At 35.8% G+C, this 25,999-nt stretch carries 27 protein-coding genes and 1 pseudogene; 4 read left to right on the top strand and 24 right to left on the bottom strand.

Translation table 11 applies throughout. The annotated features are described in order from the left end of the window. The 10 genes from ACILQF_RS01305 to fumC form a co-directional block, all read right to left on the bottom strand. Positions 1 to 566: AMP-binding protein (locus ACILQF_RS01305; RefSeq protein WP_395625603.1), on the bottom strand; the 566-nt coding region annotated here is incomplete at its 3' end. 17 nt (positions 567 to 583) lie between these two features. Continuing rightward, complete coding sequence (locus ACILQF_RS01300) at positions 584 to 2,242, bottom strand: cyclic peptide export ABC transporter (RefSeq protein ID WP_395625602.1); 1,659 nt, start codon at positions 2,240 to 2,242, stop codon at positions 584 to 586. A 626-nt stretch (positions 2,243 to 2,868) separates the two neighbouring features. Continuing rightward, positions 2,869 to 3,420 carry a YceI family protein gene (locus ACILQF_RS01295; RefSeq protein WP_395625601.1) on the bottom strand — a complete coding sequence of 184 codons (552 nt, stop codon included), beginning with the start codon at positions 3,418 to 3,420 and terminating at the stop codon, positions 2,869 to 2,871. Next, positions 3,417 to 4,292: a DUF5777 family beta-barrel protein gene (locus ACILQF_RS01290; protein ID WP_395625600.1), complete on the bottom strand. Its 876-nt coding sequence runs from the start codon at positions 4,290 to 4,292 to the stop codon at positions 3,417 to 3,419. Before ACILQF_RS01290 ends, ACILQF_RS01295 begins: the two co-directional genes overlap by 4 nt. A gap of 19 nt (positions 4,293 to 4,311) precedes the next feature. Then, positions 4,312 to 4,755 (bottom strand): ubiquinol-cytochrome c reductase iron-sulfur subunit, encoded by a 444-nt coding sequence (locus tag ACILQF_RS01285; protein ID WP_395625599.1) that lies wholly within the window; start codon positions 4,753 to 4,755, stop codon positions 4,312 to 4,314. Between the two features lie 374 nt (positions 4,756 to 5,129). Continuing rightward, a complete protein-coding gene (hisS, locus tag ACILQF_RS01280) occupies positions 5,130 to 6,518 on the bottom strand; it encodes a histidine--tRNA ligase (RefSeq protein WP_395625598.1) in 1,389 nt (462 codons plus the stop codon). A gap of 28 nt (positions 6,519 to 6,546) precedes the next feature. Beyond that, positions 6,547 to 6,990 carry a low molecular weight protein-tyrosine-phosphatase gene (locus ACILQF_RS01275; protein ID WP_395625597.1) on the bottom strand — a complete coding sequence of 148 codons (444 nt, stop codon included), beginning with the start codon at positions 6,988 to 6,990 and terminating at the stop codon, positions 6,547 to 6,549. 21 nt (positions 6,991 to 7,011) lie between these two features. After that, positions 7,012 to 7,809 carry a S1/P1 nuclease gene (locus ACILQF_RS01270; RefSeq protein ID WP_395625596.1) on the bottom strand — a complete coding sequence of 266 codons (798 nt, stop codon included), beginning with the start codon at positions 7,807 to 7,809 and terminating at the stop codon, positions 7,012 to 7,014. A gap of 7 nt (positions 7,810 to 7,816) precedes the next feature. Further along, positions 7,817 to 8,320: a fumarate hydratase gene (locus ACILQF_RS01265; RefSeq protein ID WP_395625595.1), complete on the bottom strand. Its 504-nt coding sequence runs from the start codon at positions 8,318 to 8,320 to the stop codon at positions 7,817 to 7,819. A 44-nt stretch (positions 8,321 to 8,364) separates the two neighbouring features. Continuing rightward, a complete protein-coding gene (gene fumC, locus ACILQF_RS01260) occupies positions 8,365 to 9,762 on the bottom strand; it encodes a class II fumarate hydratase (protein WP_395625594.1) in 1,398 nt (465 codons plus the stop codon). Positions 9,763 to 9,952: 190 nt separating this feature from the next. Between fumC and ACILQF_RS01255 the strand changes: the two genes are divergently transcribed. Continuing rightward, a complete protein-coding gene (locus ACILQF_RS01255; RefSeq protein ID WP_395625593.1) occupies positions 9,953 to 11,170 on the top strand; it encodes a serine hydrolase domain-containing protein in 1,218 nt (405 codons plus the stop codon). 48 nt (positions 11,171 to 11,218) lie between these two features. Continuing rightward, entirely contained in the window at positions 11,219 to 11,527 is a 309-nt protein-coding gene (locus ACILQF_RS01250) for a YbaB/EbfC family nucleoid-associated protein (protein ID WP_395625592.1), read from the top strand. A gap of 10 nt (positions 11,528 to 11,537) precedes the next feature. Here the strand turns inward: ACILQF_RS01250 and ACILQF_RS01245 are convergent, their stop codons facing one another. The 7 genes from ACILQF_RS01245 to trmB all read right to left on the bottom strand — a co-directional run bounded on the left by ACILQF_RS01245 (position 11,538) and on the right by trmB (position 19,132). Continuing rightward, positions 11,538 to 12,803 carry a glucose-1-phosphate adenylyltransferase gene (locus ACILQF_RS01245; protein ID WP_395625591.1) on the bottom strand — a complete coding sequence of 422 codons (1,266 nt, stop codon included), beginning with the start codon at positions 12,801 to 12,803 and terminating at the stop codon, positions 11,538 to 11,540. A gap of 1 nt (position 12,804) precedes the next feature. After that, positions 12,805 to 14,226, bottom strand: a complete 1,422-nt coding sequence (locus tag ACILQF_RS01240) for a glycogen synthase (RefSeq protein ID WP_395625590.1) — start codon at positions 14,224 to 14,226, stop codon at positions 12,805 to 12,807. Positions 14,227 to 14,291: 65 nt separating this feature from the next. Then, positions 14,292 to 17,108 (bottom strand): DNA polymerase I, encoded by a 2,817-nt coding sequence (polA, locus tag ACILQF_RS01235; RefSeq protein WP_395625589.1) that lies wholly within the window; start codon positions 17,106 to 17,108, stop codon positions 14,292 to 14,294. Positions 17,109 to 17,139: 31 nt separating this feature from the next. Further along, the gene (locus ACILQF_RS01230; protein WP_395625588.1) at positions 17,140 to 17,709 is read right to left on the bottom strand and encodes a DNA-3-methyladenine glycosylase I; all 570 of its coding nucleotides are present in this window, start codon (positions 17,707 to 17,709) and stop codon (positions 17,140 to 17,142) included. 61 nt (positions 17,710 to 17,770) lie between these two features. Next, positions 17,771 to 18,115, bottom strand: a complete 345-nt coding sequence (locus tag ACILQF_RS01225; protein ID WP_395625587.1) for a carboxymuconolactone decarboxylase family protein — start codon at positions 18,113 to 18,115, stop codon at positions 17,771 to 17,773. 24 nt (positions 18,116 to 18,139) lie between these two features. Beyond that, positions 18,140 to 18,481, bottom strand: a complete 342-nt coding sequence (locus ACILQF_RS01220; protein ID WP_395625586.1) for an MGMT family protein — start codon at positions 18,479 to 18,481, stop codon at positions 18,140 to 18,142. Further along, positions 18,482 to 19,132, bottom strand: coding sequence for a tRNA (guanosine(46)-N7)-methyltransferase TrmB (gene trmB / locus ACILQF_RS01215; protein WP_395625585.1), 651 nt, complete (start codon positions 19,130 to 19,132; stop codon positions 18,482 to 18,484). Between the two features lie 55 nt (positions 19,133 to 19,187). Between trmB and ACILQF_RS01210 the strand changes: the two genes are divergently transcribed. After that, the gene (locus ACILQF_RS01210; RefSeq protein ID WP_395625584.1) at positions 19,188 to 20,117 is read left to right on the top strand and encodes a GDP-L-fucose synthase family protein; all 930 of its coding nucleotides are present in this window, start codon (positions 19,188 to 19,190) and stop codon (positions 20,115 to 20,117) included. A 34-nt stretch (positions 20,118 to 20,151) separates the two neighbouring features. Here the strand turns inward: ACILQF_RS01210 and ACILQF_RS01205 are convergent, their stop codons facing one another. The 5 genes from ACILQF_RS01205 to ACILQF_RS01185 form a co-directional block, all read right to left on the bottom strand. After that, a complete protein-coding gene (locus ACILQF_RS01205) occupies positions 20,152 to 20,604 on the bottom strand; it encodes a hypothetical protein (RefSeq protein WP_395625583.1) in 453 nt (150 codons plus the stop codon). Continuing rightward, a complete protein-coding gene (locus ACILQF_RS01200; protein ID WP_395625582.1) occupies positions 20,601 to 20,951 on the bottom strand; it encodes a phage holin family protein in 351 nt (116 codons plus the stop codon). Before ACILQF_RS01200 ends, ACILQF_RS01205 begins: the two co-directional genes overlap by 4 nt. Positions 20,952 to 20,962: 11 nt before the next feature. Continuing rightward, the gene (locus ACILQF_RS01195) at positions 20,963 to 21,280 is read right to left on the bottom strand and encodes a YtxH domain-containing protein (RefSeq protein ID WP_395625581.1); all 318 of its coding nucleotides are present in this window, start codon (positions 21,278 to 21,280) and stop codon (positions 20,963 to 20,965) included. A gap of 491 nt (positions 21,281 to 21,771) precedes the next feature. Continuing rightward, complete coding sequence (locus tag ACILQF_RS01190; protein WP_395625580.1) at positions 21,772 to 22,554, bottom strand: enoyl-CoA hydratase/isomerase family protein; 783 nt, start codon at positions 22,552 to 22,554, stop codon at positions 21,772 to 21,774. A gap of 42 nt (positions 22,555 to 22,596) precedes the next feature. Further along, entirely contained in the window at positions 22,597 to 23,004 is a 408-nt protein-coding gene (locus ACILQF_RS01185) for a cobalamin B12-binding domain-containing protein (protein WP_395625579.1), read from the bottom strand. A gap of 149 nt (positions 23,005 to 23,153) precedes the next feature. On the opposite strand from ACILQF_RS01185, the gene ACILQF_RS01180 reads away from it, so the two are divergent. Beyond that, positions 23,154 to 24,824, top strand: coding sequence for a glutamine--tRNA ligase/YqeY domain fusion protein (locus tag ACILQF_RS01180; protein WP_395625578.1), 1,671 nt, complete (start codon positions 23,154 to 23,156; stop codon positions 24,822 to 24,824). Between the two features lie 3 nt (positions 24,825 to 24,827). On the opposite strand, the gene ACILQF_RS01175 is transcribed toward ACILQF_RS01180, so the two are convergent. Both ACILQF_RS01175 and ACILQF_RS01170 read right to left on the bottom strand, forming a co-directional pair. Then, positions 24,828 to 25,634: an N-acetylmuramoyl-L-alanine amidase gene (locus ACILQF_RS01175; protein ID WP_395625577.1), complete on the bottom strand. Its 807-nt coding sequence runs from the start codon at positions 25,632 to 25,634 to the stop codon at positions 24,828 to 24,830. A 75-nt stretch (positions 25,635 to 25,709) separates the two neighbouring features. Beyond that, positions 25,710 to 25,999: pseudogene (locus tag ACILQF_RS01170) on the bottom strand (DUF4249 domain-containing protein); the annotation flags it as partial.

Below are 25,999 nucleotides of genomic sequence, written 5' to 3'. Positions count from 1 at the left end.
CCCGTTGAACCGGATGAAAATTGGAGATAGGCAATATCATTTGGGATTGCATTTTCATCAATTTCAGCATCAGCCATTTCATGAATTGTAGAGGGCCATTCATAAATAGAATCCTGAATATTTTTCCACCATTTGGAATCTGCGGGATAAGTATCTAAAAAAAAAAGCTCCAATTTTTTTAAAACTTCCTGATCACCTAATAGATACGGGCTTTTCATTTTTGCCCATACATTTTTTACTTTTCTTTTATGTTCATCTTGCGTACCAGTAACCAGCGGTACAGCGATAATATTGCCCAATAAGCAGGCAGTAAAGGCGGTTAAAAATCTTCTGTTATCCTCTAACTGAATGATTAATTCGTCACCTTTTTTAATCCCCTTTGCCTGTATGTAGGAGAGTAGCTTTTTTGCATCATTGATGAGCTCATAGTATGTAATGTTGTCTTCGGTTTGAGAGTCTTTTACAAAAGTTACTTGTTTTTGTAAAGAGTCGTTATGACGCTCAAGTAAAATCGAAACAACATTTTTGTATTTTTCATAATTATGAAACATAAATCTTTCGCTCATTTATTTGGTTAAGCTATTTAGTAATCTACTAGTTTACCGTATTCCATCTTAACTATCCTGTCAAATTGTTCAAAGTATTTATCATCGTGAGATACCATGATAATGGTCTTTCCTTGCTTTTTTAAATCCGGTAAAATAGTTAAATAGAAAAATTTCTTAAATTCAGGATCCTGATCGGCAGTTACCTCATCCAAAACCATAATTGGTTTATCTTCAAGTAAACAACAGATAAAAGCAAGCCTTTTACGCTGCCCAGTTGAAAGTTTAACGTTTGTAAACTTCTCTCCATCAAAAAATGTCTTTCCTTTTAATCCCATTAGTTCGATAAACTCATTTACCTTTTCTGCACTTAGCTTTTCCACGCCGTAAATTTTAGGGAACAGATGAAAATCTGTAAACACAATGGAGAATAGCGCCCGGTATTGCAGATAGTTTTGAGCAGTAATAGAAACATCATTTAAGCTAAGCGTTCCAGATTCTGATTGATAGAGACTAGTTAATAATTTAAGGAAGGTGGATTTACCACTGCCATTACCTCCTACAATGCACAAAATCTCGCCTTTTTTGATGGTGTAATTAATTGGGCCAAGAGCAAAAGTTGATTGTCGATCTTCATCAACGTATTTAAACACTAAATCTTTAAGCTCAATTTTTTCAAATTTCAATAAATCTGAAGAAGGGATTTGTTGAGAATTTATGTTTTTAGCTTCATCAATTCTGCTTTCTAGCTTTTGAATGTTGTCTGTTGCAATATTAGCTTTGATAAACAAAGGAATGGTTGATACTATATTCTCTAATGGACCAATTATAAATAAAATTGCCGCTGTAAGCCGGGTTAAGGTGCTTGGAAACATGTTATTAAACTGTGGCAGTAAAAATACTACTGCTGCAAGCAGTAAATAAAATACCATTTCAGAAAACATAAAGCCCACAACAAACCGTAAGCCTGTTTTTATTTTAGTATCCTTACCTACTGTAGATGTTTCCTTTATATCATTAAATAGGTTGTCATTTTTAAGAGCGTTAATCTTTATCTCCTTAAAGCCATTGATTAGATTTTCTACTTGATCATATAATGCAGTTTCATTAAGATTTACTTCCCTTAACTCTTGATTTATTTCTTTTTGCCTACGTAAATAATAAGTTGTGCCAAATGAAATGACTGCAACAGTTATCAAAAATGCCTTGAAAGATAAATAAGCAATGTAAAGCAATGTGAAAAATACAAGCACAATTGCCTGAGTTGCATTGACAATCACAGCGGCAGATTGTGAAATAAAATTCGCATCATTAGAGATTCGGGTAAATATTTCTGATTTGCCAATAAGCTCCATCGCAAATAATTCGCAATTGCGCAATTTTTCTAAAAGCCGAAGACGGATATTGTAAATAGATACCTCAACAATTTCAACAGATTTTCTGAGGATATAGCGCTTGGTTATATAAAAAATTGCTATTTCAATAGCAAAAAGAGCAACATATCTAATATTAACAGTGCCATTGTTAGCTGAATTTGATGCACTATTTATCACTGATAATAAACCTGCGTTAGCTACCCCCGATAAAACGGTATAGAACAATACCGTTTTTACGGGTGCATTTGAGTTTTTTAAAATAATGTTTATAAAACTGATATGCTTGGGTGGTATGTTTTCGTTCGATAAAGGGTTAATCATAATGAGCTTTACAGTTGTGGGGTTTTTTAAATTATTTGTGGCTTTGTAAATAAGCCATAAATAATTATTAAAAATATTAATAATTATTTATGATTTATTTCAAACTTAAACGGGCTTGAAAAATAGATAAATAATGAAAACGAAAGTATAAATAAATAATTACAATAAGCCCTTATGTGAAATAGAAAAGTAAAGTTTATACGGAGTAAATATTAGTTAATACATTGATTATCAATAATATTTGACCGTTTAATTTCCAATCTGTTTAGTTGAATTTTTAATGTTCTTTCTCTGTAGTATCCCAAACGTTTAGAAATAACCAATATTTGTTAATTTATTTTATCATTGAGAGATTTTTTTAAATTTTCAAAAAAGAAACCCTGTATATATTATTGAGTGTTTATTTAGGGGATTCTTCAAAAGGTTTATAAAGCCAATTCTGCAGTTTATTTTAACAAAAAATATTCATTCTGAAAAAGGCTTCTAAGTTTGATAGGTTTCATTTATGTTTGGCCATTTCCTTTGGGGCTTTATTTGTTTAGAACTGTTAGCTTTTTTTTGCCCTCTAATTAATTTCTATGATTTGGTTCAGATGGAGAATACCAAAAACAGGTGTTAAATCACTATTAATTGGTATATGGAACATAATTTAGTTTTGCATTGACTGCTATTTTTTCAGCTATCTTCTTAAAAACAAGTTTTGGGATATCTATTTTATGATCAACAAGCATTACATCAAATTGCGATTGAAGATTTAAGGAATTTCCGTTGATAGATAATTGCCCATTTAAAGTCCTTACTTGATCTACCCCATGAATGTTCAGCGTCCCAGTTGCACTAATCTTGTAAACCCCAGATTTGGAAAAGTCTAGAGACTCGTTTATTTTACCTTTAAAACTAGCATAGGGGTACTTTTCACTTTCCAAATAGTTTTCATTAAAGTGCTGTTGCATTAATTTATTACTAAATTGAAACTGATTAATTGGAATACGTAGAACAACTTCACCATTATTAATATTAATGATTGAATTGGCTTTTATATTATTGGCTTCAATATCGACTAATGGAGTTTTAGAAAAAAAAGCTAATTCACTGCTTTTTAAAGTATAAAGCTGCTTTTGTGCAAACGAGTAAAAACTTATAAATAATAATATTCCAGCTAATGCAATTTGTTTCATAGATTATTCTTCTTTCTTTTCTCAAATGAGAAAGTTCTTGAAATATTAAACCCAAAATGAATGTCTCCGCTTCCCCAACTACCATTTGTCTCCGTTATGAATTGTCTTTCTGTCATACCAAATGAATTTGTTAAGAGTAGTTGAAAAACATGTCCTCCAGTTTCTAAATCAAAACTAAAGGAGAGATTATTGGTATAGTTATCGTCAATCTGATTAGGGAATACGTAATTATATTCACCATTAATTGATGTTCTTTTAGTAATTTTCATTCTACCTCCAATGCCTGTGGCAAGTATTGTTTTGGAATCATTAATAAAATCAGGTCTATTCCGGTGGATAATTGTTGGGGATATTTGTAGTGAAAAAGCTTCATTAAACTTTCTCGCAATTAAAAGTTGGTTGGTATAACTACTTCGATCATAAGCCGAGATGTTAGGTGTTGAGTTTTGTGTTATAAGAGAATAATTGGTAAATACAGTTAAAGATATTGGCATATTTGATGCACCGGTAGATTGGCGCAACAATCTATACTTTCCAAAAAAATCATATAATTTTTGAAAAGAACTTCTTCCCATCCCAAGTGTTAAACGATCATTAACACCATATTCTAATCCAAGACGGTTTGTTGCCGCATCTAATCCAAAAAAATCGTCAAAACCTCTATTAATTCTATCAAAACGGTGTGAAATAATAAAATCTAAATTGTTTTTCCCAACGGTTTCAACTGAATGTCCATTTATTATGCGACTTGCTTTGAATGTTCCAGATTTTATAAACACCTCATTGCTATCAGACAACATTGCCATTAGGTCTTCTTGTGCCTGAGAAATTAAGGGTACAATTAGTAGTAATAGAAAATATATTTTTTTCATAGCGCTCCTAAGCTTTATATTAAGACTCAAATACTCTTAAAGAGTCGCCGCTAAGTGAAGTGTTATATTTTTTCAAATTTGAAATTGCAGGACCCTGTGTTCTTGCGCCGTTTGCGTCAAAAACAGACCCGTGTCCTGCTCCACTTAAGGAACAAGGAAAATTATTATTTGTCGTATTATAGGTTATAGTTGCGCCTTGATGTGTGCATACGCCAGAAACCGCAATATAATTAGATCCGTTTTTAGCGATAATTATATTATTTTGGATGGTCCAGCCTTTTGCGCTTATGTCTGAATTGGTACTTACGTTAATTGTAAAATCAATTTTTGTGTTGCCACCGCTTGTAGGTGTTCCAGATGATGGTGTTGCCGAATCGCTTTTTCCACAGGCTCCAAGACATGATGACACAATTAATGAGCCAGCTCCTAATCCTAGTGCGGCTAGAAAATCTTTACGTTCCATAAATTTTTATTTTTTAGATGATGATAGATTATACCCATTTTACTATAAAACTTAGAAAACAAATAAACAGGGCTTTATTAATTCTATTTGGGAAAGCCCCGCTCAGTAGTAGAAATCAGAATTTTAACACAATCATCTGATTTATAATATACTATAAATAAAATTAAAGATTAAAAAGCTTTGTTAGAGCTTTCAAATTTTTTATGACTAATCTATGATTTATCGAGACTTACCTAAAAGATTAGTGACAGAAATTTCTGTACTAATCTCTTGTGAAATCATACCAATGGTTTGTCTGCAAGAAAACAGATTGCCATTGAATGCTGATAAATTTTTATGGTAGGATAATCTAGAATTGGGTTGAGATAAGAAAGTTAAGCTAATAATAGTCCGATTATTTGATCCGCCGATAACTTCTGCTGTTCACCACTCTTCATATTTTTGAGCGTTAATAATCCGCTTTCCATTTCATCGCTTCCAATCAATATTACGAAAGGGATATTTTTATCATCCGCATAGGTCATTTGCTTTTTAAGCTTGGCAGATGATGGGTAAATTTCGGCGCTGATGCCTGCATTTCTTAACTTTTGTAATAGAGGAAGCGCAAAACTTTCGGCCTGCTCATCAAAATTACTAATAAGTACTTTAGTGCTTTCTGAAGTGCCCTCTGGGAATAGTTTAAGCTCCTCCAGCACATCATAGATGCGGTCGGCACCAAATGATATTCCCACGCCTGTTAAGTCGCTCAGGCCGAACATTCCGGTAAGATCATCATAACGACCACCACCACCAATGCTACCCATTGCAACTTCATTGGTTTTAACCTCAAAAATTGCTCCGGTATAATAGTTTAATCCTCTGGCCAGGGTAATATCTAATTCAAGGTTCTGTTTTGCTGATTCTTGAGTCTGACTTGTTAGTAGCTCTAAATAATTGAAAATACTTTCAATCTCGGTAATACCTTTAAGTCCGACTTGGGAAGAAGAAAGTGCTGAGCGCAGGCTCTTTAGTTTTTCTTCATTTGACCCGCTAAGCAAGATTATTGGCTTTAATTTTTCAATATCTTGTTCATTAAACCCTCTTTCAAGCAATTCTTTAATTACCCCATCGAGACCTATTTTATCCAACTTATCAATGGCAACGGTCATATCCACAATGAGTTGTGGTTTTCCAATAATTTCAGCTATCCCTGATAAAACCTTGCGATTATTGATTTTAATGGTAAAATCTTTTAGACCGAGTTTAATTAAAGCTTCATGATAAATCAAAATAAACTCAGCCTCATTAATCAAGCTTTCAGATCCAACAACATCTGCATCACACTGATAAAACTCGCGATACCTTCCTTTTTGTGGTCGGTCGGCACGCCAAACCGGCTGTATCTGAAATCGTTTAAATGGGAAAGAAATTTCATTTCTATGCATCACTACATAACGTGCAAATGGAACGGTAAGGTCGTAACGAAGTGCCTTTTCGCTTATTTCTGATATAAGTGCTTGAGAGCTGCGACTTTCTAATTTTTCGGTATTAATATTCGAAAGATAATCGCCGGAATTTAAAACTTTAAAAATTAACTTATCCCCCTCATCCCCATATTTACCGGTTAGGGTTGTCAAATTTTCCATCGTAGGGGTTTGAATCTCCTGATAACCATATTTTTTAAATACTGAACTAATCGTATTAAAAATATGATTACGTTTTACCATTTCGGTTGCAGAAAAATCACGGGTTCCTTTAGGAATAGACGGTTTGATAATTGCCATGTTTCAAATGTACAAAAAGAGTAGAAGCTTAACGATTAGTACTGAGCTCCTTAATAAGCTCCTGACAACGTTTTTGAATCATTTGATAAACTGGATCAAATAGTGAGTCGTCTTGGTAAGGGTCAGGTACAATGCCATTATTAAGAAACAGACGAACTTTAGCAAAGTGAGCATCTGTTGTTGCCAGAGAAATTACATCCGAAAGATTGTTCTGATCCATTACCAGAATATGGTCAAAAGTCTCAAAATCAATGCGCTGGAATTGTCTGCATGATTGCATGCTAATATCTAGCCCATATTTTTTAGCTATGGCAATTGATCGCTTGTCGGGTTGCTCACCAATATGCCAGTTTCCAGTTCCTGCCGAATCAATCTCCCAGTTTAGGCCTTTTTCTTTGGCCATGTGCTCTAGAATACCATGAGCTAAGGGTGAACGACAGATATTTCCTAAACAAACCATTAATATCTTCATAGATTTTAGCGGCTTTATTAATTAATTTTTGAAAATATCATTTAGTAAAGCAGCCAAATGTACTCCACCATTTAGTAATTGTTGGTTGGCAGTTTCGATGTTGTCATAGATGTATCTATAGCTCAATTTATCATCATTTTTTACCTTTGAGTATAGGTTTTCGCTGATTTTATAGGAATTGATAATCCATTTTGTGGCACCCTCTTGCTGGAGAGAATGAAGTCTTTTTTTATCTAGAAAATTGATTGAATGAGTATATTCTGTATAGCTAAGATTTTGATTGTCAAGCATATCGCTATCCCATACACGGTGCAAATTGGTGTTTTGACCAAACCATTTTAACTGCACTTTATTTCCCCCTAAGTCCTCAAAACGACCCGTATGCATAGGTTGATGTACATCGCCCACTATGTGAATTAAAATCCTGAGGTACATCACCTTTTTTTCTTTTGCGAGTGCCTTATTTTTAAGTTCAGAACTTAGAAAATTAATACGAGTGTAGGCATTTGTTGTGGTGTCATTTTGTAGATATTTTTCAAGCTTTTCTGTGCTCATGCCTGCCGGTAAATTGATATAATGCCAATTACCTAAATAATCATAAGCGGGTTCAGATTTTATAAAGTCGGCCCAGTTACTGGCCATAGCCATGCTCTCGTGACCAAGAATATTTTTTACTTCTCGGCTAGCTTTCTTGCTTAAATAACTCTCAGCAACTTGTGCAACAACTCGATGACCAAGCATACCCCATGCCATACTTTGAAAAGGGATATTCAGCAAAATGGCGGCAAAAAATAGTTTTTTTAGGGACCAAAATTTCATAATAAGTTTAGTTTAGTGGTTTTTGAACGCATACCGTTCTATCTTTTAATGCTAATTTTAGTTGTAGGTGTTCTTGTATACTTTCCAAATATAGGCTATCTGATGTATTTTTTCTGATTACAAAGGCTGGAATGTATTGTCCAATTCGGTAACAACCTGAAATTTTTTGTTTAAAATTAGATTTTGTAAATGTAGCTGTAACAAGTAGCGTATCGTCCTTGGTTAGATAGGTTCCTTTAGCGTATTCTGTCCATCTTCCCTTGTTAAAGCAAGAATCTTGATACCTATTTACTTTTGCAAATGTTTCTATGGTAACATATACAGAATCGCACGTAAAGCGAAACTTATGCTTGGAGTACTGCAATTTTTGATCCTGATAATCAACAGAATCTTCCTCCCAAACCCCTTGTAAACTTTCTGTTCCCTTTCCTTGAAGGTTGGGATTAAATTTACAAGATGTAAAGGCAAGAACGCTCAATATGAATAAAAACCAATAAACGTGTTTTGCCATTTTGATGTTTTAAAAGCCTCTCTAAAGTAGATTGGCATGATGAATTATTTTAATCCGCCAATCATTTCTTCAGGGCGTACCCACTGGTCGAATTGCTCATTGCTTAGTAAACCAAGATCTAGGGCAGCTTCTCTGAGTGATTTATTTTCTTTCAATGCTTTTTTTGCAATTTTTGCCGCGTTTTCATATCCGATATGTGGATTTAAAGCGGTAACAAGCATGAGAGAGTTTTCAAGATGTTTTTTAATACCTTCATAATTTGGCTCGATACCCGACACGCAATTATCTGTAAATGAAACACAGGCATCACCAATTAAGCGTGCAGATTGTAAAAAATTGGCTGCCATTACAGGCTTAAACACATTTAGTTCATAGTGACCATTTGATCCACCGATGCTGATTGTAACATCATTTCCCATAACTTGAGCGGCAACCATGGTAATGGCTTCATTCTGAGTCGGATTTACTTTTCCAGGCATGATAGAGGAACCTGGCTCATTATCGGGAATATGGATTTCTCCAATTCCGGAACGCGGTCCGGAAGCAAGGAGGCGGATATCATTTCCAATTTTCATCAAAGAAACTGCAATTTGCTTTAGTGCACCATGGCTTTCAACAATCGCATCGTGTGCGGCAAGTGCTTCAAACTTATTTTCTGCAGTTATAAAAGGAAGTCCCGTAAACTTAGCAATATATTCTGCCACTTTTACATCGTAGCCTTTTGGAGTATTAATTCCTGTACCAACCGCAGTGCCACCGAGTGCTAATTCTGATAAATGCTCCAATGTATTTCTCAATGCTTTTAGTCCGTGGTTAAGTTGCGAAACATAACCTGAAAATTCCTGACCTAATGTTAAGGGAGTTGCATCCATTAAGTGGGTACGGCCAATTTTGACAACATCTTTAAACTTTTCTACTTTCACCTGAAGTGCATCACGGAGTTTTTCAACACCTGGAATAGTCACTTCCATCACCATTTTATAGGCTGAAATGTGCATGGCTGTTGGATAGGTATCGTTTGATGACTGAGATTTATTAACGTCATCATTTGGGTGAATAAAAGTACTTCCTTCTCCAAGCTTATGACCTTGTAAAACGTGAGATCGATTGGCAATAACCTCATTTACGTTCATGTTAGACTGAGTGCCTGAACCTGTTTGCCAGATTACCAGCGGAAATTCGGAAGCAAGCGTGCCCGATAAAATTTCATCACAAACTTGTGCAATAAGATCACGTTTCTCGATTGACAAAATTCCGCTATCTACATTGGTAAATGCGGCTGCCTTTTTAAGATAGGCAAAAGCTTCAATTATTTCTTTCGGCATTGATGCTTCGGGACCAATTTTGAAATTATTTCTTGAGCGTTCAGTTTGTGCTCCCCAGTATTTATCTGCAGGCACTTTTACTTCGCCCATCGTATCGTGTTCTATTCTGTAAGTCATTGGAATGGAATTGTTTGTTAAATTGCAAATTTAGATTTTTTTACCTAGTCTTGGGCCCAAAATTACAGATTTTACAATGTTTCTTTTAAAAAAAATCACGCTCCACTTCCGGATTGTTTATAACTCTTTTGTTGTGCTGAGTATAATATTTTCTAATTTTCGGCATTAATATTGTCAAAAAGATTTAAGAATGAACCAATATCTACGTAAACTACTATTAATTTCAGCTTATATAATTCTTATTCAGGCTTGTAGCTCCGAACCTGATAAAAAACCAAAGGAGAGAACGCAACCTGATGAGAAATTAGATAGTATTGCTTTACGTTATGATCCTAAAAAGGCGGACAAGAGAATTGATGATTTTATGATGAAAATCCATAAAAGGTCGGGATTTAATGGAAATGTGCTTGTTGCAAAAAATGGAAAAATAATTTATGAGAAGGCTATTGGCTGGGCAGATTATTTACATCGCGACAGTTTAAAAATCAACTCTGTGTTTGAACTGGCTTCAATTACCAAGACTTTTACCTCCACTGCAGTTATGATGCTGGTGGAAAATGGAAAGCTTAAATTGGATCAAGATGTGAAAGAGTTTTTCCCTGATTTTCCTTACGACGGCATTACAGTTAAATTATTACTGACACATCGATCGGGCATGATGAATTATGTTTATTTTATCGATGATCTATGGAAAGCTCAGAAAAAAAATCAGCGTATAGGAGTTACCAATCAAGAGGTAATGAAGCAAATTGCCGAGCATAAGCCAGCTCCTTACATGAAACCAGATCGAAAATTCCATTATAATAATTCAAACTATATGGTTTTGGCTGCAATTATTGAAAAGGTTAGCGGACAAAAATATTCTCAATTTATGAAGGAAAATATTTTCACGCCTCTGGGAATGAAGCAGACAGCGGTATACTCAAAGGCTGAATATGATAAAATACCGGTCGACGTGGTGGGTCATGACCGAAACTGGCGACGGTCTGTGGCACAAAACTTTTTAGATGGCCCAGTTGGTGATAAAGGTATTTATAGTACTATTCATGATCTTTATTTGTTCGATAGGGCCATGAGAAAGGGCCAATTATTGGAAGGCTCAACAATGGATTCAATTTACGCACCCCGTAATGAAATGCAAAAAGGGCATTTTAATTATGGCTATGGCTGGCGTACTTTTGTAGAAGGAAAGCATAAAGTTGTTTACCATACAGGTTGGTGGCATGGTTTCCGTCATATTTATTTGCGCCAACTTGATAAAGATGTGACCATAATTTTATTGACTAACCTAACCAATGGGAGTCTGTTGAAATTGGATGATCTTTTTATTGCTGCGGGTATGCCAGTGGTTAGAAGAAGCGCTTATTCGGGAACTGGTCAAAATACGTCCTCTGATGATGAGGATTAATTCTGCTTTAAGCACATTTGATTTATAATTTTAACATATATTTTAGCCATGTTCGACAAAATTTTACAGGCCCAGCAAATGGCCGAAGAGATCAAAAAACGTTTGGATAATATTTCTGTTTCGGCAGAAGTAGAAGGTGGGAAGATTAGAATAACGTCAACTGCTAATAAGCATTTTACGGGACTTACCATTGATCCCGAGTTTCTGGCAGCTGCTGATCGCGAAGAGCTCGAGGATTTATTATTGACTGCAATGAACAAGGTTTTGGAGCAGGCAGAAAATGTGCATCAGACCGAAATGCAGGCAGCTACTCGTAATATGATGGGTGGCCTAGGCGGTTTGTTCGGAAATAAGTAATATTGGGGCATTAAATGATTGTCCCATTGGGGATTACTGCCATTTTTTTAACTACCACAATTCCATTTTTTATGGTGTGGGTTTTAAAGTCGCCATCACTCAGGTGTGTTCCCCCATTTATTCGGACATCATTCCCAATAAAACAGTTTTTATCAATGATTGCATTTTTAATATAGCAACGTTCTCCTATGCCCATGATTGGTGTATTTGACTCATCTGCTTTTTTTAATTCCTTTAGCGTTTGATAACGATCTCCTCCCATTACATAAGTATTAACAATAGTAGTACCTGTACCAATTCTGGTTCTTATTCCAATTACAGTGCGTTCAATTCGGCTGGCATGGATGATACATCCATCGGCAACAATTGTTTTTTCTAAGGTTGTACCCAATATTTTTGAGGGGGGCAGCATCCTAGCCCTAGTGAAGATTGGTTTTTTATCGAATAGGTTAAATTCTGGGATATCATCTGTTAATCCAATATTTGCCTCAAAAAAGGAATGAATATTCCCGATATCTGTCCAATAACCTTCAAATTGATAACTTAATACTTTATGATTAGCGATAGAATTAGGGATTATTTCCTTTCCGAAATCGGTCATCGTATTATTTTCAAGGAGCTGAAAAAGTAAATCCCTATTGAATAGGTAAATCCCCATTGATGCTAGATACTCTTTACCCTTAGACTTTAGCGTTTCATTTACATCCGACTTCCATTCCGGAAGTAATTCTTTTTTGGGTTTTTCAATGAAGGAGGTGATTATATTATTTTCATCAGATTTTAAAATCCCAAAATCGCTGGCATCATGAGCATTAACAGGTATGGTTGCAATGCTGATGCCGGCTCCATTTTTTTCATGGTTTTTAATCATTTCCTCAAAATCCATTTGGTATAATTGATCACCGGAAAGGATAAGAATATAATCACAATCATGCTGTTCTAGATGATTAAGGCTCTGCCGTACCGCATCGGCTGTGCCCTGAAACCAAGTGCTATTACTGGGAGTTTGCTCAGCCGCGAGAATATCCACAAAGGCCTCGCTAAAAAAGCTGAAATGGTATGTGTTTTTGATGTGTTTATTTAGAGATGCTGAATTGAATTGGGTTAACACAAAAATTCGTTCAATACCAGAATTTAGGCAGTTTGATATGGGAATATCTACCAGTCTATATTTTCCAGCTATAGGTACTGCAGGTTTGGAACGGGTATCGGTTAATGGATACAATCGCGAACCTTGTCCGCCACCTAACACTACTGATATAACTTTCGAATTCATTTTAACCGCTTAATATGTTCTTATATAGCTTAATATATTCCTTACTTGATTGAGCCCAAGAAAAATTCAATCTCATCATCTTTTTTCTTGTCTCTGTTAATTTCTCTTGGTCTGAGTATAGCTCAATGGCCCTTTCAATAGCCTTAATGAGGCATTCAATGGATAGATTATCAAAGGTTAATCCATATCCATTCTTATTCTCCAGATCAATTACAGTGTCTTTTAATCCACCGGTTTTATGAACTATGGGTACCATCCCATAACGGAGGGCATAAAGCTGATTTAAACCGCATGGCTCAACTCTAGAAGGCATTAGTAAGAAATCTGCACCGGCATACATGCGATGCGCGAGTTCTTCATTATAACCAATGTAAAGTCCAAAATGTTTGCTGTGTTTTAAACTAATTTCTTTCAATGCATTTTCCGTTAAAGGATCTCCTGAACCAAGTATTAGAATATTTAATTTCCCATCAAAGTTTTTATGGCAACGATTGATTGCTTCGGGCAATAGATCCGCACCTTTCTCTAAAACGAGTCGGCCAATAAAAACCAAGAGTGGTTTTTCCGGGTTTAAGCCAAATGCTTTACATAATTGGAATTTATTTTCTTTTTTCCCTTGATCTACTGTTTCTGTACAATAGTTTTTATAGATCATGGGATCTTGATTGGGATCCCAAACTTGGATATCAATACCATTAATTATTCCTAAACCTTTCCTTTTTTCCTTCTGGAAAAGTTTTTCAAGTCCATTTGAATTTCTAGAAAGTTCTTCTAGGTAAGAAGGTGATACGGTTGTGAATTTGCGCGCGCACTTTACCGATGCCGCTAGTGAGTTAATGCATGTGTCCCAGCTTAACAAGTCGGATTTACTTGAATCAAATTCAGGTAATAACGCAATTTTATCCCAACCCAAGCATCCTTGATATTCGGCATTGTGAATGGTACAAATTGTAGGAATGCTAGCTAGCGATTTAAAGGGGTATGAATGTAAAGCTAAAAATGGCACGAGGCCTGAATGGTGATCATGGCAATGAATGAGATCTGGCTTCTTATCTGATTTTACAATCCAGTCGAGAAAACAAATTTGAAAGCTTATAAATTGCTCAATTTCATCGGGGTAAGAATAAATTTCCGGACGATCGAGTAATCCGGGAATATGAATTAAAAATAGATCAAAACCTAGCTGGCGTTTGCTTTCTTTTAAAATTTGGTAGTGATAAACGTGCTTACCAACAGTAAGGCTTGATTTATACTCAAGGTCAAATGTATTTTCTCTAACAAATTTGCGATCATAATAGGGTAATACTACAGATGCATTGATGCCTGCCCTACACAGGTATTTTGGAAGTGCTCCAACAACATCTCCTAGTCCGCCAACCTTGGCCACTGGATAACATTCTGCACTTAGGTGCATTGCATTCATAAATTATCTCAATTAATTTCAAAACCAATTTGATGAATGCAATGCACCTAAGCTTAAAGTAGAATTTAATGTGCTTCTAGCCAGTTTGTACCTTCGCCAACTTCTACTAGGATAGGCACTTTCATTCTGATTGCATTTTGCATTCGGTCTTGAATGATTTTTTTCATTTGTTCAGACTCCGACTTTGGTACATCAAATACCAATTCATCATGAACCTGCATGGTCATTTTAGAGTTCAGTTTTTGGTCTTTTATATCCTGATGAATCCGAATCATGGCGATTTTGATCATGTCTGCTGCTGAACCTTGAATTGGTGCATTGATTGCATTTCGCTCTGCAAAGCCACGTACCGTTTGGTTTGCCGAATTGATATCCCTTAAATAACGTCTGCGGCCCATAATTGTTTCAACATATCCATTCTCTCTAGCAAAGTTCATGGTATCATTCATATATCTCTTTATTCCAGGATAGGTATTGAAGTAGTTTTCAATAATTTCTGCGGCCTCCTTTCTTGGAATGCCTAGGTTCTGTGAAAGTCCGAAGGCCGACTGACCATAAATAATTCCAAAGTTTACCGCTTTTGCATTTCTTCTTTGTGTGGAGCTTACTTCCTCCAGACTAACACCATAAACCTTGGCTGCAGTGGCGGTATGAATATCATGGCCCTGCACAAATGCTTCCATCATGTTTTCATCTTTACTGATTTCTGCAATAATCCTCAATTCTATCTGAGAATAGTCGGCCGAAAGTAGAACATGATTCTCATCTCTAGGGATAAATGCTTTTCTCACTTCTTTTCCACGTTCGGTACGCACAGGAATATTTTGAAGGTTAGGATTATTGGAACTCAATCTTCCAGTAGCTGCAACTGCCTGATTATAAGAGGTATGTATGCGTCCAGTTTTTTTATTGATCATTTGAGGAAGTGCATCTACATAAGTTGATTTTAGCTTTTGGAGTTGTCTAAAATCGAGAATATCGGCAACAATATCACTTTTATTAGCAAGTTTACTTAAAACATCCTCACCGGTTTGGTACTGTCCGGTTTTTGTTTTCTTTGCTTGTGGATCTAGCATTAGTTTATCAAAAAGCACTTCACCCAACTGTTTAGGAGAGGCTATATTGAATTTTACACCCGCTTTTTCGTAAATATTCTGTTCAAGCTGTCTTAAATCAATTTCAAGAGTTTTAGAGATTTCTAAAAGTGCATTTTGATCAATTTTTACCCCTTCACGTTCAATATCAGCTAAAACATAAACAAGTGGGTTTTCAACTTCAACTGCTAATTTCCAGGCATTTAATGATTTGAGTAAAGGCTCAAAAATATTTTTAAGTTGGATGGTAATGTCTGCATCTTCTGCAGCATATTCTTTAACCAGTTCAACGGCAATATCTCTCATGCTGCCTTGGTTTTTACCTTTTTGGCCAATCAAGCTCGTGATGCTTACAGGTGTATATTGAAGGTAATTTTCGGCAAGAAGATCCATATTGTGTCTAGAATCAGGGTCGATTAGGTAATGAGCAAGCATCGTGTCGAACAACTCTCCTTGAACATGAATTTCGTACCAATTAAGGACTAAAATATCATATTTGAGGTTCTGCCCAATTTTTGCTATTTGTGGGTTCTCAAAAACAGATTTAAACTCATGGACTATTTTTTTGCATTCTGTTTGATCTGCTGGAAGAGGGATGTACCAGCCTTCGCCTGGTTTCACACTGAATGAAAGCCCTACAAGCTCACAATTATTGGCATCTAGTCCGGTAGTTTCTGTATCAAAACAGAAAGCTTTTTGCAAAGCTAGTGTTGAAATTAGCTTGGTTATTTTTTCTGAGCTATCAACCAACTCGTAATGGTGTGTGGTATTATTGATGTTTTTAAAACTTACTGGAGTATCTTTTAAGTGCGTATTGTCATGATTTGGGGCTTGACTAGTAGAATCATTATTATTTGATCCAAAAAGATCCATTTGGCCATTAGCTGCACTCGCCGATTTTACTTCTGCAACCTGAAAATCATCACCAAAAACACGGCGACCAAGCGTACGAAATTCAAGCTCTGCAAAAAGAGCTTCAAGCACTTCGCGGTTAGGCTCATCAACATGTAAAGCAGTAACATCAAGCTCTACGGGAGCATCGAGTAATATGGTAGCCAATTTTTTTGAAATTATACCCTGCTCTGCAAAATTTTCAACGTTTTCCTTTAATTTCCCTTTCAGCTCATGGCTATTTTTGATGATATTTTCTATTGAGCCATATTGTTTAATGAGAAGCTTCGCTGTTTTTTCACCAATTCCGGGAATTCCGGGAATATTATCTACGGCATCTCCCCAAAGTCCTAAAATATCTATTACTTGTTCAACGCGTTCAATTTCCCATTTTTCAAGTATTTCTTTGACCCCTAAAATTTCCATTCCATTACCCATTCTGGCGGGTTTATAGATGAAGATATTTTCTGAAACGAGTTGACCAAAATCTTTATCGGGAGTCATACAATAGACTGTAAAACCCTCTTTTTCCGCTTTTTTAGCCAATGTTCCAATTAAATCGTCGGCTTCATATCCATCTGCAAAAATTACAGGAATGTTAAAACCTTCAATTAAGCGGATTATGTATGGAATTGCTGCCGATAAATCTTCGGGCATGGCTTCGCGATGTGCTTTATAATCTGCGAAATCGGTGTGACGCTCTGTTGGGGCTGCGGTATCAAAAACCACGGCCATGTGGCTAGGATTTTCTTTTTTAAGAACCTCAAGCAGGGTATTTGTGAATCCCATAATGGCTGAAGTGTTCAGTCCGCTGGAAGTAAACCTAGGATTTTTACTTAGCGCAAAATGAGCTCGGTATATTAATGCAAATGCATCTAAGAGAAATAGTTTTTTCATTGGTATTTTCATTTTTGGGAATAATCCCGTTTTATCTGGCTATACAGCCTTCAATATGATCATTTATCATTCCTGTAGCCTGCATATGAGCATAACAGATGGTGCTACCAAAAAATTTAAAGCCTCGATTTTTCATATCCGAACTGATGCGGTTGGAAAGTTCCGTTTGTGCTGGCATAGATTTATGGTCTGGCCAAAAATTTATAATTGGTTTTTTATCGGGCAAAAATCCCCATATATAATTTGAAAATGATCCATACTCCTTTTGAATTTCCAAAAACAATTTGGCATTTTTTATGGTTGAGGAAATTTTCAATCTATTTCTGATGATTCCCTCATCCTTCATTAAACGTTCAAGGTCTACTTCCGAAAACTCTGCCACTTTTTGAGCGTTAAAGTTTGCGAATGCTTTGCGATAATTTTCACGTTTTCTTAAAACCGTAATCCAGCTTAATCCGGCTTGGGCGCTTTCTAAGATAAGAAATTCAAACAATGTTTGATCATCATAGACAGGTTTACCCCATTCCTCATCATGGTATTTTACATACAGAGGGTCTGTACCGCACCATGTACACCGGATTATTTTTTTATCAGAATCCAATTTATAGTTTATTTATAAGAGAAAGCCAGTTAATTTCATAAAATTTCAAACATCAAATTTCTTATTTTTCATGAAGCTCATCCCAATACTCAAGCGCTCTACGGTAGTGGGGAATTACAATTGATCCACCAACCAAGTTTGCAATCATGAAGATTTCATTCATTTCTTCATGACTAACTCCTTCTTCATGGCATTTACCGAGGTGATATTTTATACAATCATCACAGCGTAAAACCATAGATGCAACAAGGCCAAGCATTTCTTTTGTCTTTACATTCAGTGCTCCATCGGCATAGCATGTTGTATCCAGTGCTAGAAATCGCTTGATATTGGTATCTGCCGTTTCCGTGATGCGGTCATTCATTTTAGTGCGATACGCATTGAATTCTTCGATCATTTTTCCCATGTCTTTTTAAATTATTTTCGTTTTTTAAATGTTCAAATCGAGTTCAATTGCAGGATCCCAAAATTTATTTTTAAAATCTAAAATCGCATCATTCTCGACTTTAACACCTTCATTTTCTAATAGTTGTTTCATCAAATTTTCTGAGTTAAAATGGAATTTACCGGTAAGTAAACCATTCCTATTTACAACTCTTTGCGCTGGTACTTGCGGGAAGGCACTGTGCGCCGCATTCATGGCATAACCAACCATTCTTGCTGATCCTTTAGCCCCTAAATAAGAAGCAATGGCACCATAAGATGTCACTCTTCCGCTTGGTATCAGTCTAACAACCTGATAAACCTGATCATAAAAACCAAGTTTCTCCATTTATTCGAAGCTAAACTTTAAGTAGTTAATGTTTTTATCATGAGCAAGATATTTCTTCTCATAATAAGTTTTTATTGAAAGAACCTCATCCACTAATGTAGACTTATAAAGGTCTTCTGTGCTTGTATGTGTTAACAATCCTAGGTTTTTAATTTTTTCTTTGGTATAAGAGTGCAAGAGGTCGCTATCGGTTTTTAAATGAATAGGTGCTTTTCTTTGCAGCAGTATTTTATACATACTCAGAAATCTTTCTGAGGTAAGTCGTTTTTTTTCACGGCTAATTTGAGGCTGAGGGTCTGGGAAGGTAATCCATATTTCAGTGATTTCATTTTCTGAAAAATAATCCAATAGATTTTCTATTTGAATCCTTAAAAAAGCAACATTTGGAATATTTTCTTCTAGTGCTGTTTTGGCTCCTCTCCATATCCGATTGCCTTTATAGTCTATGCCTATGAAGTTAATATCTGGAAAAAGTTTGGCAAGGTTTACTGTGTATTCTCCCTTTCCGCATCCCAATTCAAGAATTACAGGATTGTTATTCTTAAAATGTGAGGGTGCCCAGTGGCTCTTCAATATTTTTCCGTCCTCAAGTTCGATCACATTCTCAAAAGCAGTGATCTCAGCAAAGCGTTTTAGTTTATCCTTACCCATTTCTTTTGTTAAAGCCTGTAAAAATAATTTATCTTTACCTCATTACTGTAAAATATTGGAAAAAGGACAAAAAATATATATCGCAGGTCACCGAGGGATGGTAGGTTCTGCCATTTTACGCAAATTAGAGGTCGAAGGATTTTTTAATTTGGTAGTTAAAACTTCTGCGGAACTTGATTTGAGAAATCAGCAGGCTGTGGCCGATTTTTTTGCTAGTGAAAAGCCCGACTATGTGTTTTTGGCTGCCGCAAAAGTGGGTGGAATTTTAGCTAATAGTACCTATAAGGCTGATTTTATCTACGAGAATCTCGCTATTCAGATGAATGTAATTCATCAGTCTTATGTACATGGTGTTAAGAAGCTTATGTTTTTGGGATCAAGCTGTATTTACCCTAAAATGGCTCCTCAACCTTTAAAGGAAGAATATTTACTTACCGGTTTACTCGAGCCCACCAATGAACCTTATGCCATTGCAAAAATTGCTGGTATTAAAATGTGTGAAGCTTACCGTGAACAGTATGGTTGCAATTTCATTTCGGTAATGCCAACTAATTTATACGGTTATGGTGATAACTATCATCCCCAAAATGCACACGTTTTACCGGCATTGATCCGAAAATTTCATGAGGCAAAGGTAAATTCTGCTTCAGAGGTGATTATATTAGGTACTGGAAGTCCGAAGCGTGAATTTTTATTTTCAGATGATTTAGCCAATGCCTGTTTCTTTTTGATGCAAAATTACAATGAATCTAGTTTTATAAACATTGGTACTGGAAGTGATGTTTCTATTAAAGATTTAGCTTTGCTTATTCAAAAGGTAATTGGTTTTGAAGGTAATTTGGTTTTTGACACGTCGAAGCCAGATGGAACGCCACGAAAGTTGATGGATGTTTCAAAACTACATGCTAAGGGTTGGAAACATCAAATAGAATTAGAAGAGGGCATCAAGCTGGTGTACGAAGATTTTAAAACTAATTATGTTTAAGAAAACCCCCTTTTATTTTCAAAAAGAGGTTTTCTTAAAATGTTTCACTGTCGGGTGGAATCCCATAATCTGCCATTTCGGGATTCTTTTTACTTTTATTTCCAGTTGATTTTATCCAATCGCTAAGTTTTTCAATAATCGTAATCATTAAATCCTTGTTAATGGATTTAACTGCGTTTTGCGAGAGTAGACCAATAAATGTTTTTATAAGAAAGCCTGATTTTGGATAAATAAATCTATTCATCAATACGGGCAATCCGATACGTAAAATACTGGATAGCCAATCTCCACCTTCCTTACTTTCTGATTTCCCTTTTCCAAAACCCAGAAAATCATACAGCTTGCTTAAAAGTAGGAAAGGTGCCGTTATTTTGGCTGATATTTTGACGACTTCAATTTTAAGCTCAGTCTCCATTTCTAATCGAACTTGCCCTAAACGGTCAATTTCCGCACGTAAATCTTCTATATTTTGGATCTTTGTTCTCATTTTCTATCTCTAAAAAACTTGGCGATGATGACATTCATGATCTTCTTTTCGAGGTATTTATCTTTAATGGAATTTAGAATAATCGCTACTAGCAAATAAAATCCGGCAACAATAAGGAATCCACTGTATGAGTTTCCTAAGATTTCGGACAGGTAAAAACTCAAGGCAAAGCTACCGAACAAAAATGCTAAGACCGTAAATACAAGAACTAAAACATCGCTTAATAAATTAGCAAATAGTTGAGATCCTTTATCTAAGGTTTTAAGTAGGGCAAGATCTTTACGAACTATAACATACTCAGTAACTTTTTCAATAAGTTTTTGATGTTCAAATTCCTCCTCTTCCATAAGAATCTAAATTAAGATTGTATTACCGAATTTAATTCTCCCTCTACTTTATCGAGAGAAGATTCAGCTGCATGACGAGTTTTTGAATACTCCTTTTCAGCTGTTTTCAAGGTCGATTTAATACCATCAACCACTTTTTCTTTGAAATTATTCAAATTACTAATTTCATCCGCTGTACGATCCTTGATACTATCTCCCAGATTCTTCAATGAATCTGTAATTTTTTCACGGGTTTCAGATCCCTTATCAGGGGCAAATAAAATACCGATTGCTACTCCTGCTGCTACTCCTGCGAGCAAGGCTGCTAAAATTTTTGTGTTATCGTTCATGACTTTTGTTGGTTTATGTATAAAAAGACTGTTAAATTCAATATTTTGCTTTGGAATAACAAAGGAGTATTCAAAGCCATTTTATTTTGGTATAATCTTGATTATTAAAGCATTGCTTTAACCTAGTTTTATTTTGAATATACAATTCTTTTAAACCAATAATCAAGCCAAATTTGAACGCTGTCCGATTATCAAGCTCTTTCAATCTATTAATAGAACAATAAATAAATAAATAGGTTTTTAGGATTTTTAAATTTATGAATATCCTGATTTTTAATTATGTAGATAAGCTAAATAATTCCCTGAGAAGGAATTTATTTTTATACCTAGCCGCTTTATTAAATTAATTTTGGATGGTTTGTATAATGGTATTTAAATTTTTATGAGCTTATTTTATTGATGGTATCTCTTTTAATATGGGAATAATTGTTTCCTATTCCTCCCTATAATCTTTTACCAAAAATTTCTGCACAGTAGAAATCATTGATTTCCTATTTCCCCTTAAATTTGGCAGGTCTTTTTTCTAAAAATGCGGAAACACCTTCTTTAAAATCTTCAGAACCGAAGCAATTTGAAAACTCAGTAATTTCGGCTTCAAATCCATTTTCGCCTTCAATATAAGCGGCATTTACAGCTCTAATGGCCGACCCAACGGCAAAAGGTGAGCGACTCATAATTTTGTTAAGTATTTCTTCGGATTTTGCGATTAGGTTATCAGGCTCTACTACATGGTTTACCAATCCAGTTCTATAGGCTTCCTCCGCACTGATCATATCTGCTTTTAGGATCATTTCTAATGCTCTTCCTCTGCCAATAAGTTGACTTAACCGTTGTGTTCCTCCATAGCCTGGTATCAAACCTAGGCTAACTTCAGGGAGTCCCATTTTAGCTGTTGATGAGGCAATCCGAATGTGGCATGCCATCGCAAGTTCTAGTCCGCCACCAAGTGCAAACCCATTTATTGCCGCGATAATTGGTTTTTCGCTGTTTTGTATCACATCAAAAACTTTGGTTTGTCCTTCACGTGCAAGCTCTCTGGCTTCATCGGCATTAAAATCCGCGAATTCCGAGATATCTGCCCCTGCAACAAAAGCTTTGGCTCCTGCGCCACAGATAATTATACCACCAACAGAATCATCCTGAAATGATTGAGTTATCACATCATGTAGTTCGGCAAGTGTAAGCTTATTTAATGCGTTTAATTTATTCTCACGATTAATGGTGACGTATAAAATACGGTCACGTATTTCTACCAATAGGTTATTTAAATCCATAGCATTGTTGATTAATATTAAAAGAGTTTTTATTCGAAATGTTTAGAAATTTCGGTTTTCTTTAACCCATTCGGTAATATAAGAAACGATTTCTTGAGTATTGGTCCCCGGTTGAAAAAGTTTACCAACACCCATGTCATTGAGCATTTTCATATCATCATCTGGAATAATACCACCGCCCGTTACTAAGACATCATTTAAGCCTTTTTCCTTCATGAAGTGCATAATTTTTGGGAAAACTGTCATATGAGCGCCCGATAATATGGATACCCCAATGGCATCAACATCCTCTTGAAGGGCGGTATTAACCACCATTTCTGGCGTTTGTCTTAAGCCTGTATAAATTACTTCCATCCCTGCATCCCTTAAAGAAGTGGCGATAATTTTTGCTCCTCTATCGTGCCCATCCAGGCCAACTTTAGCAACAAGTATTCGTATTGGACGATTCATTTTTCAATCAAAATTTACACAGAGTAAAAGTAAGAAGAAAATTGCATTGCAGCTTGTACTAAAATCTCCGTTCTTTTTAAAACACACAATCCTAAATTGTTAAGGCTAAACAGTAAATTTTGCTATTTTTGTACCATGTTAAATCGGTTATGAGCGAAGAAAAATCATTAAATTTTTTAGAGGAAATCATTGAGGAAGATCTCAGCAATGGTAAAAATGGTGGTCGCATCTTAACGCGATTTCCTCCAGAGCCCAATGGCTATCTGCATATTGGCCATGCTAAATCCATTTGTTTGAATTTCGGACTTGCTATAAAATATAATGGTAAGACCAATCTTAGATTTGATGATACCAACCCAACAACTGAGGATGTGGAGTATGTAGATAGTATTAGAGAGGATATAAAATGGCTTGGTTTTGAATGGGATAAGGAATTATATTCTTCAGATTATTTTGATCAGCTCTATGATTTTGCAGTAAAATTAATTGAGATGGGCTTGGCTTATGTGGATGATAGTACAGCAGAAGAAATTGCCCTAGCCAAAGGAAGTCCGACGGAACCAGGCAAAGCAACACCAAACCGAAGTAGAAGCATTGAAGAAAATATTCAGCTTTTTGCGGAAATGAAAGCCGGAAAATATCCAGACGGCGCAAAGGTTTTACGTGCAAAAATTGATCTCTCTTCACCCAACATGCACCTTCGCGATCCTTTGATGTACCGCATTAAACAAGCTCACCACCATCGTACTGGTGATAAATGGTGCATTTATCCCATGTATGATTTTGCTCATGGGCAATCGGACGCAATTGAGGAAATTACCCACTCCATTTGCACTCTTGAATTTATTCCTCATCGCCCCTTGTATGAGTGGTTTATACAAAATCTAAATATTTTTCCTGCTAAGCAGTACGAGTTTGCGCGTTTAAATATCAATTATACTGTGATGAGCAAGCGTAAGTTGCTCCAATTAGTAAATGAAAATTATGTTAGTGGGTGGGATGATCCACGGATGCCAACCATTAGTGGTTTACGTCGCCGCGGATATACACCTTATTCTATTCGTAATTTTAGCGAAAAAATTGGGGTTGCTAGACGAGAGAATCAAATTGATTTAAGTTTACTAGAGTTTTGTATTCGCGAAGATTTAAATAAGTTGGCTTGGCGAAGAATGGCAATTATGGATCCTGTTAAACTAATCATCACAAATTATCCAAAAGGGCAAACTGAATCCCTGGAAGGTGAAAATAATCCAGAGGTTGAAGGTGGTGAAGGTGTTCGTGCCATTCCATTTAGTTCGGAGCTTTGGATAGAAAGAGATGATTTCATGGAAGAGCCTACCAAGAAATACTTTCGCTTAGGTCCGGGCTTAATGGTTCGTTTAAAACATGCCTATATCATTCAGTGTGATTCTTTTGTAAAGGATGCTTCTGGTCGTATTTCCGAGATTCACTGTACCTATATTCCTGAATCAAGGAGTGGAAATGATACCAGCGGCATTCATGTAAAGGGAACTATCCATTGGTTAAATGTTGAAACTGCAAAAACAGCTGAAATACGTCTTTACGATCGATTATTTCGTGTAGAAGACCCTTCAAACGAGGATGGTGATTTTAAAGATTATATTAATCCGGAAAGCCTAACCGTGATAAAAAATGCATTGATAGAGCCTGATTTGGCCAATGCTGTACCAGGTTTTGGTTATCAATTTATACGAAAGGGTTATTTTACACTTGATACCGATTCAAGGCCAGAGCACTTGGTTTTTAATCGTACGGTAACCTTAAAAGATGGTTGGGCCAAGGAGGTTAAAAAATCTTAATTTTTATAGGTATTTCTTATAAAGGTTAAAGAGTATTTTCTTCTCTTCCTCGTTCAACACACCTGTAATATCTTTTTGCACAAAATGCAATTGAAAAGATTTCTGTGCGTTTACTGGATTTTTGATATCATATCCAATTATTCGGAGGGCCTCAAGGTGCTTGAAAGATTCGGGCACAGAATCAACTAAAATAGAATCTTGCCATAGTCCGAAACCTTTTTCGGCAAGCGTTTTCCATGGAAAATTAATATTGGGATCCACTTTTCTGCCTGGAGCAATGTCTGAGTGACCAATAAAATTGGCTGCCGGAATTCCATGTGATTTTTTAAGTTTTGTAAGTACCTTTAAAAGGCTGTTTATCTGCGTTTCCGAAAAAGGTTCAAGCCCATTATTGTCAAGTTCAATTCCAATGGATGCGGAATTAATATCAGTTAAATTGCCCCATTTTGCTGCTCCACCATGCCAGGCTCTTAAAAGATCATGTAACATTTGATAAACTGCTCCATCTCTACCAATTACATAATGAGCACTCACCTGTGTTCTTGGCAATGTAAATGTTTTTAGCGTCTGCTCGGTAGATTTTTGCTCGGTATGATGTATGATTACGTAGTTTGGCTTTCTCAGGCCGAAGTTAGTGGTACCTACAAAATTTTCGCCACTTGGATTTATCGGTTTAGTGCGAATAACCTTACTTAGCTCTTTTGTTTGTTTTTTATAAACCTTATTTGTGGGTCCATAAGGATTTGATGAACAAGAGGCAAGAGTGAAAATTAATCCAGCAAAAATCAGTAAAGTTGACTTAAAACGCATAGGTATCTTTAAAATTTAAGCCAAAATACAAAAATGAAGCTCTTTTTTTACGAAAGGACTTTGAATTAGTATTTTTTATTTCACAAAAACAGTAATTGTGGATTTGGTATAAGCACTAAAGATTCCGAGTGCGCCATTGTTAAAATTAGAGTCCGGGTTTGCGGGTGCAACTGGCGGACCACCATTTCCTCCAATCTGACTTATAGAAAAGTAGTATTTAAAAACATTTCGGTCAATAGATTGCATCTCGATATCAATTGTATCGCCTGATTTAATATCGTCACCATCATAAATGATTACATCTGAAACATCATTTCCATCATTGAAACGATCTTCAGAGACAATATCCGATTGAAATTTAGCAT

The sequence above is a fragment of the Daejeonella sp. genome (assembly GCF_044232565.1).
Taxonomy (GTDB): Bacteria; Bacteroidota; Bacteroidia; order Sphingobacteriales; family Sphingobacteriaceae; genus Daejeonella.
Note: the sequence above shows the minus strand (reverse complement) of the source record. Positions and strands in the feature narration are given on the sequence as shown.